Genomic DNA, 10,930 nt, shown 5'->3' on the forward strand with positions numbered 1-10,930 from the left:
CCCCGCCACAGCGTCGGTCTCCGTCACAGCGTCGGTCCCCGTCACAGCGTCGGTCCCCGTCACAGCGTCGGTCTCCGTCACGTCATCGGTCATAATCGGCTCCCAGGGTCGCCAGCGTCTCGTCCGACCAGGAGTCGGCGGCCCAGCGGAGCGTCAGCTCGCCGAGCGGTTCCAGTTGTTCGAAGGACAGCGCCGCGTGCCGATAGAGCTCCAGCACCGAGATGAAGCGCGCGACGACGATGCCCGGCTCCGTGACGCCCGCGACGAGCTCACGGAAGCTCACCGACTCGGTCCCACGCAACAGTGTCACGACGATCGCCGCCTGCTCACGGATGCTGACCAGCGGTGCGTGCAGATGGTCGAGCCCGACGTGCGGGATCTCCTTGGGTGCGAACGCCAGCAGCGCGAGCGCGGCGAAGTCGTCGGCGCTCAGCGACCAGACGAGCTCCGGAGTCTGCCGCCGGTGCTTCTCCTCGAGGGGAACGGCACGGACGTGTCGGCGATCCTCGCGCTGCAGGCAGCGAGCGAACCACGTCGAGACCTCCTTGAAGGCCCGGTACTGCAGCAGGCGGGCGAACAGGAGGTCACGCGCCTCGAGAAGGGCCACCGCCTCGGCATCCACCAGCTCGCCCTGCGGCAGGAGTCCCGCCACCTTCATGTCGAGCAGGGTCGCGGCCACGACCAGGAACTCAGAGGCCTGGTCGAGGTCCTCATCGTCGTCGAGTTCCCCCAGATACGCGATGAATTCGTTCGTGACCGCGCTCAACGACACCTCGGTGATGTCCATCTCATGTTTCGAGATGAGATTCAGCAGCAGGTCGAAGGGGCCGTCGAAGTTCGACAGCGATACCCGGAAGCCTGCCGTGTCTGTGGCCGCGGCATCGCCCGCGCTCTCCTCGAGCGTTGCGTCGACAGGCCCCTCGCTAGGCGACGGCGCCACGGGCGACCAGCTCCCGCGCCAGCCGCAAGTACGCCTGAGCGGCGGCGTGCTCGGGGGCGAACTCGGTGATGGGCACGCCCGAGACCGACGCGTCGGGGAACTTCACGGTGCGGCCGATCACGGTCTCCAGCACATCGTCGCCGAATGCCTCGACGACCCGCTCCAGAACTTCGCGGGAGTGCAGCGTGCGCGGGTCGTACATCGTCGCCAACAGGCCGTCCATCGTGATCGACGGGTTCAGCCGGTCGCGGACCTTGTCGATCGTCTCGATCAGCAGCGCCACACCGCGCAGGGCGAAGAACTCGCACTCGAGAGGGATGATCACGCCGTGCGCCGCGGTCAGCGCGTTCACGGTGAGGATGCCGAGCGACGGCTGGCAGTCGATGAGGATGACGTCGTACTCCCCCGCCACCTGGCGCAGGACCCGTGCGAGGATCGTCTCGCGCGCGACCTCGTTGACGAGGTGGACCTCTGCGGCAGAGAGGTCGATGTTGGCCGGCATGACGTCGAGACCCTCGACGCTCGAGTGCACGATCGCATCGTGCGCGTCGCGCTTGGTGTCCAGCAGCAGGTCGTAGATCGTCGGCACATCGTGCGTCGGGATGCCGAGGCCGGCCGACAGGGCACCCTGCGGGTCGAAGTCGACGGCGAGGACCTTCCGGCCGTACTCCGCGAGGGAAGCGGCGAGGTTGATCGAGGTCGTCGTCTTGCCGACGCCGCCCTTCTGGTTGCACAGCGCGATGATGCGTGCCGGGCCGTGCGACTTCAGCGGCTCCGGGATCGGGAACCCGTGATAGGGGCGGCCGGTGGGTCCCATGGGGGTCTCGTCGGCCTTCTGCGCCTTCGCCCTGGACTTCGCCACTTTCTCAGCCACCCGTTCTCCTGCTCCGTCGTGCTTGGTCGATTGTACCGGCCGGGCCCCCGCTCAGCTGCCTCGGCACGCGGCAGACGCCAGCCCGGCGCCGCGAGGTCACCGGGCGCGCGGGTGCGACGTCGCGTAGATGTCGCGAAGGGCGTCGACCGAGACGTGCGTGTAGATCTGCGTCGTCGCGACCGAGGAGTGGCCGAGCAGTTCCTGCACGACACGCACGTCGGCACCCCCTTGCAGGAGATGCGTCGCGAACGAGTGCCGCAGCGTGTGCGGCGATACGTCCACGGTGATCTGGGCGCTCTCGGCTGCCGCGCGGATGACGAGCCACGCGCTCTGGCGGGAGAGCGGGGCGCCTCGCGCCCCGAGGAAGAGCCGGGCCGAGGCGCGACCCTTGGCGGCGAGGGCGGGGCGCACACGGGTCAGATACGTGTCCACGGCGGCGCGCGCGTAGGAACCCAGCGGAACGATGCGTTCCTTGGATCCCTTCCCCCGCAGCCGCAGCACATCGCCGTGCGCCAGGTCGTCCACATCGAGGTCGATCGCCTCGGACACGCGCGCACCGGTCGCATAGAGAAGCTCGAGCAGAGCGCGATCACGGATGCCGAGCGGCGCCTCGGGAGACGGCGCGGCGAGCAGACGCTCGACCTGTTCGATCGTGAGGGCTTTGGGCAGCCGTCGCGGCGCCTTCGGCGGGCGGAGCCGGCCACTCGGGTCGTCGGCCTCTATGCCCTCTCGTGCGAGGAAGCGGTGCCATCCCCGCACCGACGACTGCAAGCGTGCGAGGCTCGTCGACGCGGGTGGCGGCTCCGCGGAGGCCCGTTCCGCGATGAACCGGTCGATCGTCGCCGGCGTCACCTCGCCGGTGTCGTCGATCCCCTCGGCGACCAACCACTCCCGGTATCCCTCGAGGTCGCGCCGGTAGGCCGCGATCGTGTGCGCGCTCAGACCACGCTCGATCGTGACATGACGCAGGTAGGCGTCGAGGGCGCGCTCGAGCTGCATCCTCAGCCCCGGTCGCGCAACCTCTGCGAGGCCGCCAGCACGCCGATCGCGAGGATCCCATTGCGCATCCGACCCTCCATGACCGCAGAGACCGCATCGGCCAGCGACACCCACTCCACCCGGATATCCGCTTCCTCGTCCTCGCGATCGTGCGGCGCACCGGACGGTCGGACGCCGGTCGCGAGGAACACGTGGATGATCTCGTCGTTCCCACCGGGCGTCGTCCACGAGGAGACCAGTGGCTCCCAGTGGACGGCGACCAGGTCGGCCTCCTCGGCGAGCTCACGCCGGGCGGCCTCGAGAGGCTCTTCGCCCTCCACATCGAGCAGTCCGGCCGGGAGCTCCCAATCACGATGGCGGATCGGGTGGCGGTACTGCTGGATCAGCAGCACCCGCCCCTGTTCGTCGAGGGCGACGATCGCCACCGCGCCGGTGTGGGCGACGTACTGCCGCACGATCTCGCCGTCGCCATAGCGCACGCGGTCAGAGCGCACGTCCCAGACCCTGCCGCGATAGACGAGGTCGCTCTCGAGAACCTCCGGCTCGAAGGTCTCGTCCCGGAGGCTCTCCGTCGACTCCGTCATCATCGCTCGATTGCTCGATTCAGTCGTCCGCGCTGACGTCGAACAGCTCGCTCGCGCGGTGCCGATCGATCGCCGCGCCCACCAGCCCGCGGAACAGCGGGTGCGGGGCGGTCGGACGCGAACGCAGTTCCGGGTGCGCCTGGGTGGCGATGTAGTACGGGTGCACGTCGCGGGGCAGCTCGACGTACTCGACGAGGTCGAGCTCCGGGTTGAGTCCGGAGAACACCAGCCCCGCCTCGGAGAGACGGTCACGGTAGGCGTTGTTCACCTCGTAGCGGTGGCGGTGACGCTCGGAGGCCTCGGGGGCGCCGTAGAGCTCACGGGCGAGCGAGCCTTCCGCCAGGGCCGCCTGGTACAGACCGAGGCGCATGGTGCCGCCGAGGTCGCCACCGTCGAGGATGTCGACCTGCTCGGCCATCGTCGCGATGACCGGTTCTGCGGTCTCCGGGTCGAACTCGCTGGACGAGGCCCCGACGATGCCGGCGACGTCACGCGCGTACTCGATGACCATGCACTGCAGACCGAGACACAGGCCGAGCGTCGGGATGCCCTGCTCGCGCGCGAACTTCAGCGCGCCGAGCTTGCCCTCGATGCCACGGATGCCGAAGCCGCCGGGCACGCAGATGCCGTCGAGCTGTGCCAGCTGCTCCTGCGCGCCTTCCGGCGTCTCGCAGAGATCGGAGGGGATCCAGCGGATGTTGACCTTGGTCTCCTGCGCGAAACCGCCGGCCTTGAGCGCCTCGGTCACCGAGAGGTACGCGTCGGGCAGGTCGATGTACTTGCCGACCAGACCGATCGTCACCTCGTGCTTGGGGTTGTGCACCGCGTGCAGCACCTTGTTCCAGCGGGTCCAGTCGACGTCGGCCGCCTTCTGGTCCAGGCCCAGCCGTCGCACGATGTACGAGTCGAGCCCCTGCTCGTTCAGCGTCGAGGGGATGTCGTAGATGCTCGGCAGGTCGACGGTGTTGATGACGCCTTCGACGTCGACGTCGCACATGAGAGCGATCTTGTTGCGGTTGCTCACGCTGACCGGACGGTCGCTGCGGAGCACCAGGGCATCGGGCTGGATGCCGACCTGGCGGAGCGCCGCGACGGAGTGCTGCGTCGGCTTGGTCTTCTGCTCCCCCGACGCGCCCATGAACGGGACGAGCGATACGTGCACGAAGAACACGCTGTCGCGTCCGAGCTCGTGACGAAGCTGGCGCGCGGACTCGAGGAACGGCTGCGACTCGATGTCGCCGACTGTGCCGCCCACCTCGGTGATGATCACGTCGGGGCGCGGGTCTTCCGAGGCCTGCAGGCGCATGCGGCGCTTGATCTCGTCGGTGATGTGCGGGATCACCTGGACCGTGTCTCCGAGGTACTCGCCGCGGCGCTCTCGCGCGATCACCTGCGAGTAGATCTGACCCGTGGTGACGTTGGCCGCCTCGGACAGGTTGATGTCGAGGAAGCGCTCGTAGTGTCCGATGTCGAGATCGGTCTCGGCGCCGTCGTCCGTCACGAACACCTCACCGTGCTGGAACGGGTTCATCGTTCCCGGATCGACGTTCAGGTACGGGTCGAGCTTCTGCATCACGACGCGCAGACCGCGGGCCGTGAGGAGGTTTCCGAGGCTGGCTGCCGTCAGCCCCTTACCCAAAGACGAAACGACACCACCAGTCACGAAGATGTGCTTGGTCGTGTCGTTCTTGGGTCCCGCAGAAGAAGAGTTCATCACGGGCTTCGATCCTATCAGGAGGTGGGGACGCGGAGGCTGAGAAGTTCGCGGGCGTGGGTCAGGGCGGCGTCGGAATCGGCGAGTCCGGACAGCAGACGAGCCATCTCGGCTTCCCGTTCCTCCCCTTCCAGACGGCGCACGCTGGAGGCCGTGACCGCACCATCATTGGCCTTCACGACCGACAGATGGTTGTTCGCGAAGGCCGCGACCTGCGCGAGGTGCGTCACCGCGATCACCTGCGACTTCTCGGCGAGTCGGGCGAGTCGCCGACCGACCTCGATCGCCGCGGCACCGCCGATGCCGGCGTCGACCTCGTCGAAGACGAACGTCGGAACCGGATCGGTCGCGGCGATCACCACTTCGATCGCCAGCATCACTCGCGACAGCTCTCCGCCGGAGGCTCCCTTCGAGACCGAGCGCGGCTCGGCTCCCGGATGGGGGGCGAGGAGGATCGCGACGTCGTCCCGGCCGTGGGCGCTCTCGGCGCCCTCGGAGACCGAGACCTCGAGGCGCGCGTCCGGCATCGCGAGCGCACGCAGTTCTTCCGTCACGGCAGCACCGAGACGAGAAGCCGCCTCTGCGCGCGCCGCCGTCAGCGCCTCGGCGTGGGCGTCGAGTTCGACCCGTGCCGCATCACGCTCGGCGATCAGTCGTTCGATCCGATCGCCGTCGTCATCGAGTTCGGCCAACCGAGCGGATCCGGTCTGCCAGACGGTCAGCGCCTCGTCGAGCGAGCCGTGTGCACGGATCAGGGTGCCCAGCGCAGCGCGGCGTTCCTCGACAGCGGCGAGCTCGTGCGGACCCGTCTCGTCGAGATCGGCGAGATAGGCGGAGAGAAGGCCTGCGGTGTCGGCGATCCGATAGCCGATGTCGGCGAGGCTCTCGCTGATCTCGGTCAACTTCACGTCGGCAGCGCGTTCGAGTACTCGACGCGCCTCCGCGACGAGAGCCGAGGCATCAGGTTCGCCCTCTTCGCTCGAGAGCGCGCCGTGCGCGAGCGAGGCCGCGAGACGCAGCTCCTCGGCGTTCGCGAGACGTTCGGCACGCGCGGTGAGCTCCTGGTCCTCCCCCGGCTCCGGAGCCGTCGCCTCGATCAGCGCGAGGGCTTCTCGCAGCCGCGACGCCTCTTCGGCGCGACGGTCACGGTTCTCGGTGATCTCGGATATCTCGGCGTCGAGTGTCCGCCAGCGTGCGAAGGCCCGGGCGTATTCGTCCACGGCCTCAGCGATCGGGGCCCCACCGAAACGATCGAGCGCATCACGCTGCGCGACGGCCGAACGCAGTCGCAGCTGCTCGGACTGGCCGTGCACGACCACGAGCTCGTCCGCGAGCGAGGAGAGCACACCCGCGGGGGCCGCGCGCCCACCGACACTGGCACGGCTGCGCCCTTCCGAACTGAGCGTGCGAGACACGTAGAGTTCCGCGCTGCCAGCACCGACAGGCTCCAGCTCGCCACCGGCCTCGGCGACGATCTCGGCGACGGTTCCGCTCTCGGGGACGATCCAGACGCCCGCGACCGATGCCTGCGCCGCGCCCGCACGCACGGCTCCGGAGTCGGCGCGCTGGCCCAGCAGCAGTCCGAGCCCGGTGACGACCATGGTCTTTCCGGCGCCGGTCTCGCCGGTGACGGCGGTGAATCCGGGACCCAGCGGCAGCACGGCATCGGCGATGACGCCGAGCCCCTGCATCCGCATCTCCTCGATCATGACGTCGCCCCCGGCGCCTGTCCGCGCCACCCTTCGACGGGAAGCTGGAACTTGCGCACGAGTCGGTCGGTGAATGCCGTGGGGTGCAGGCGAGCCAGCCGCACGGGACGCGAAGAGCGGCGCACCACCACGCGTGCGCCCGGCGGCAGGTCGTGCGAGCGGCGGCCATCGCACCAGAGGATGCCCGAGCCGTCCGTGCGTTCGAGCATCTCGATCGCCACCGAGGCATCGGGGCTCACCACGAGCGGCTTGGCGAACAGGGCATGCGCCGACAGCGGCACCACCGCGATCGCCTCGACACTCGGCCAGATCACCGGTCCCCCGGCGGAGAAGTTGTAGGCCGTCGAGCCGGTCGGGGTGGAGATCACCATGCCGTCGCATCCGAAACTCGACAACGGCCGGCCGTCGATCTCGAGAACGATCTCGATCATCCGCTCACGACTGGCCTTCTCGACCGTGGCCTCGTTGAGGGCCCACGTCTCATAGACGACCGTGCCGTCGACATCCTTCACACGCACGGACAGGGCGAGCCGTTCCTCGACCTCGTAGTCGCGGTCGATCACACGACGTACGGCTTTGTCCATGTCGTCTCGGTCGATCTCCGCGAGGAAGCCGACATGCCCCATGTTGATGCCGAGCACCGGAGCCCCGCTGTCGCGTACGAGTTCCGCTGCGCGCAGAATCGTCCCATCCCCACCCAGCACGATCGCCAGTTCGAGGTCGGCCGGATCGACGGAGATGCCGAGTACGGCGATGTCGGCGAAGAAAGGATCCACGGCCACGAGGGCCTCGTGATCGTCGGCGGCCAGGACCGGTCGCGCTCCGGCCTCCCGAAGCGCGTCGACCACCCGCCGAGCGGCGTCGACGGTGTCCACACGGCCCGCGTGAGCGACGACCAGGATGCTGCGCTCGTTCATCGTCCTCCTGCCAGTCGGTTGATGCTGTCCAGCCATTCTGTCGGATTGCTGCCTCGACCCGGTGCGAGGTGCACGAGATACTCGGCGTTGCCGTGGGTTCCGAGGATCGGGGAGGGAAGGATGCCGAGCATTCCGAACCCCACGTCCCACGCGCTCCACACGGTGCGCGCCACGGCGTCGGCGCGTGTTGCGGGGTCGGTGACCAGTCCCCCACGGACGGCGGTGCGTCCGACCTCGAACTGCGGCTTCACGAGAAGCAGGACGTCGGACTCCGATGCGACCACCGCGGCGACGGCCGGCAACACGAGTTCGAGAGAGATGAACGAGAGGTCACCCACGACCAGATCGGGGGCTGCGACCTCGCCCGTCGCCTCGGCGAGGTTCTCCCGTGTCATGTATCGGACGTTGTAGCCCTCGACGGACACGACTCCGGGATCAGCGGCGATCGACGCGGCGAGTTGTCCATGCCCGACGTCGACCGCGAGCACCTCACGTGCTCCCCGCTCACGGAGCACCTGGGTGAAGCCGCCGGTGGATGCGCCCATGTCGAGTGCCAGCCGCCCCTCGACCGGTATCGCGAAGCCGTCGAGGCCCGCGATGAGCTTGTGCGCGGCACGTCCGACGTAGTGGTCTGCACCGGCGATGGTGATCTCCGCCGCATCGTCGACCGCAGTGGAGGCCTTCACGACAGGTCGCCCGTCGACGCTGACGAGGCCCTCCGAGATGAGAGTGGCCGCGTGGGTGCGCGAACGGGCGAGTCCTCGGGCGGCGAGGGCAGCGTCGAGTCGCGTCATCGGGATCCCGAGGTCTCCCGCTGCTCGAGCTTCGCGCCGCTCTCGAGGCGACGGGAGAGCTCGTCGTGGAGGGCCGAATACGCGTCGGCCCTCGCCGGCAGCGGCTGCCCCTCGATCAGACGCAGTCGACTCCACAGGCCATCGGTCGGCGCGCTCGTCGTCTCATCGGTCACGGTTCTACTGTACGCGGCCCGTCCGACGCGGAAGGGCGCCACGCGAGCACCGTCAGGGACGGTGGAACGGGTCGTCGTAGAGGCGCTCCGGAACCCTCAGCACGAACACGGGGGTGCCGGATGCCCAGATGGCGGCGGCTCCCGCGCGCAGCAGGTCGATCTGCTCACCGGAATCCGCCACGATCTCGACGTCGGCGCCCGAAACCCGCACCGCCGCACCGTTCACGCGGAAGACGCCGTCCTGCTCGGTCACCTCGGGATACGGGGCATGCAGTTCGCGCAGGTCGCCGAGGATGTAGGTGGGACGCGAGCCCTCCGGGGCGGCCAGCACATGCTTCGGGCGGTCAATGCCGGTGAGCACCAGGACCGATTCGATGCCGACCCTGCTCGCCCCCATGATGTCGGTGTCGAGACGGTCCCCGATGAAGAGGGCCTTCTTCGCGCCGAAGCGTGCAAGGGCCTCCTGGAAGATCGGCTCCTCCGGCTTCCCCGCGACGGTGGCGAGCCTGCCGATCGCCGTGTGCACGGCGGAGACGAGCGTCCCGTTGCCGGGCGCCACTCCCCGCTCACGGGGGATCGTCCAGTCGGTGTTGGTGGCGATCCACGGGATGCCGCCTTCGTCCTCGGGAAGCTTGAGAGCGAAGGCCGCCTCAGCGAGATCCGTCCACGCGACCTCCGGAGCGAACCCCTGCACGACGGCGCTCGGCGCATCCTCCGCGCTCCGCGTGACTGTGTACCCGGCTTTCTGCACCTCGTCGACGAGGCCGTCACCGCCGATGACCAGGATCGTTGCCGGGGCGGGCACGATCTGAGCCATCAGCCTCATCGCCGCCTGCGGGCTCGTGACCACGTCGGATGCCTGGACGCGCAGCCCGAGACTGCTCAGGTGCGCTGCGACCGAGGCATCCGTGCGTGCCGCGTTGTTCGTGATGTAGCCGAGTCGAGCCGACTTCGCCGCCTCGTTGAGGCTGTCCACCGCGTAGGGCAGGGCCCCGGGGCCGGCGTACACCACACCGTCGAGGTCGGCGAGTACGGTATCGACTCCGTCAAGCGGAGTGCGAGGCGATCGCTTCCGAGAGAACAGCGCCACTACGCCTCCGGTTCCGACTCGTCGTCCTCGCCGAGGAGCTCGCGCACCTCGTCTTCGACGGTCGGTTCCTCAGCGACGATTGCGGCTTCGTCGACGTCGGCAGACGCATCGGACGCTGGCTCTTCCCGATCCGCGTCATCTGCCTCCAGGCGCGTATCCGCCGCGGAATCATCGTCATCCTCGTCGGGGAACTCTCCCTCGATGAGGCTGTCTTCGATGAAGATCTCCTCGTCGCCGGCCTCATCGACCCCTAGCACCTCAGCGGCGACTTCGGCGCGGTGCGCCCAGAACTCCGCCTCCTCGGTGCGCCCGAGGTCTTCGAGCACGGCAGCGCGGGCGGCGAACAGCGCCGGGCTCCATTCGAAGGCCCGATCGGGATCGAGCTCCGGGATCTCCAGCTCGCCGAGTGCGAGTTCGAGATCGCCCTGGTCGAGACGGGCACCGGACATCGCGATCGCAAGCGCGACCCGGACCGGAGTCTCGAGCGCAGAACGATCGACGGCGCGTCCGGTCTCGAGCGCACGATCGGAGCGACCGATTCCGCGCTCGCTGTCGACCATCAGAGCGATCTGATCGTCCTTGCCGGAGATACGACGGTAGGTCCGCAGTTCGCGGAGCGCCAGGGCGAAGTCTTCCGTCGCGTAGGCGGTGATGCCGAGGGTCTCACGGACGATCGCGATGCGGCCAGCGCGGCGCGATGCGGCCAGCGCGTGCTCGTGGGCAAGCGCCGGGTCCTCGTCGATGAGACGAGAGGCCATCGCCAGGTGACGGGCGACGTGTTCGGCGTTCTCCTTGCTCAGCGTCTTGAGCTCATTACGCGCTGCGCCGTTGAGGTCGCGAGCCGTGACGTCGTCGGGGATCTGCGGCTCATCGAACCGCGGACGCTCGTTCGTCGCCAGAGCCGGACGCTCTCGCCCCGCTCCCCCGCGCTGCGGGAATGAACGTGAACGATCGCGGTCGCCGCCTTCGCGACGCGGGGCGCCACCGTCGCGGTTGTAGCCGCCACCCTCACGACGGGGAGCAGCACCGTCGCGACGCGGCGCGCCACCGTCACGGTTATAGCCGCCCTCGCGACGAGGAGCAGCACCGTCACGGCGCGGGGCGCCACCGTCACGGTTGTAGCCGCCACCTTCACG

General features: G+C 68.9%; 10 protein-coding genes and 1 pseudogene. All 11 read right to left on the reverse strand.

From position 1 onward, the window contains the following. Positions 1–82: 82 nt before the first annotated feature. Complete coding sequence (locus DW307_RS00130) at positions 83–940, reverse strand: segregation and condensation protein A (protein ID WP_021199275.1); 858 nt, start codon at positions 938–940, stop codon at positions 83–85. Continuing rightward, positions 924–1,757: a ParA family protein gene (locus tag DW307_RS00135; protein WP_168441067.1), complete on the reverse strand. Its 834-nt coding sequence runs from the start codon at positions 1,755–1,757 to the stop codon at positions 924–926. Before DW307_RS00135 ends, DW307_RS00130 begins: the two co-directional genes overlap by 17 nt. 153 nt (positions 1,758–1,910) lie before the next feature. After that, positions 1,911–2,813 carry a site-specific tyrosine recombinase XerD gene (gene xerD / locus DW307_RS00140; RefSeq protein ID WP_021199273.1) on the reverse strand — a complete coding sequence of 301 codons (903 nt, stop codon included), beginning with the start codon at positions 2,811–2,813 and terminating at the stop codon, positions 1,911–1,913. A gap of 2 nt (positions 2,814–2,815) precedes the next feature. Continuing rightward, complete coding sequence (locus tag DW307_RS00145; RefSeq protein ID WP_029264870.1) at positions 2,816–3,397, reverse strand: NUDIX domain-containing protein; 582 nt, start codon at positions 3,395–3,397, stop codon at positions 2,816–2,818. A gap of 19 nt (positions 3,398–3,416) precedes the next feature. Beyond that, positions 3,417–5,111 carry a CTP synthase gene (locus DW307_RS00150; protein WP_029258974.1) on the reverse strand — a complete coding sequence of 565 codons (1,695 nt, stop codon included), beginning with the start codon at positions 5,109–5,111 and terminating at the stop codon, positions 3,417–3,419. A gap of 17 nt (positions 5,112–5,128) precedes the next feature. Further along, positions 5,129–6,820 (reverse strand): DNA repair protein RecN, encoded by a 1,692-nt coding sequence (recN, locus tag DW307_RS00155; RefSeq protein WP_136023620.1) that lies wholly within the window; start codon positions 6,818–6,820, stop codon positions 5,129–5,131. After that, entirely contained in the window at positions 6,817–7,737 is a 921-nt protein-coding gene (locus tag DW307_RS00160; RefSeq protein WP_136023621.1) for an NAD kinase, read from the reverse strand. The genes recN and DW307_RS00160 overlap by 4 nt, the downstream gene beginning before the upstream one ends. Continuing rightward, positions 7,734–8,531: a TlyA family RNA methyltransferase gene (locus DW307_RS00165; protein ID WP_136023622.1), complete on the reverse strand. Its 798-nt coding sequence runs from the start codon at positions 8,529–8,531 to the stop codon at positions 7,734–7,736. The genes DW307_RS00160 and DW307_RS00165 overlap by 4 nt, the downstream gene beginning before the upstream one ends. After that, positions 8,528–8,704, reverse strand: a complete 177-nt coding sequence (locus DW307_RS18005) for a hypothetical protein (protein ID WP_021201744.1) — start codon at positions 8,702–8,704, stop codon at positions 8,528–8,530. The genes DW307_RS00165 and DW307_RS18005 overlap by 4 nt, the downstream gene beginning before the upstream one ends. A gap of 52 nt (positions 8,705–8,756) precedes the next feature. Then, a complete protein-coding gene (locus tag DW307_RS00170) occupies positions 8,757–9,794 on the reverse strand; it encodes an HAD-IIA family hydrolase (protein WP_029264865.1) in 1,038 nt (345 codons plus the stop codon). Continuing rightward, a pseudogene (locus DW307_RS00175) lies at positions 9,794–10,930 on the reverse strand (primosomal protein); the annotation flags it as partial. The pseudogene DW307_RS00175 and the gene DW307_RS00170, both read right to left, overlap by 1 nt.

The sequence above is a fragment of the Microbacterium sp. K27 genome (assembly GCF_004794435.1).
GTDB lineage: Bacteria > Actinomycetota > Actinomycetes > Actinomycetales > Microbacteriaceae > Microbacterium > Microbacterium maritypicum_A.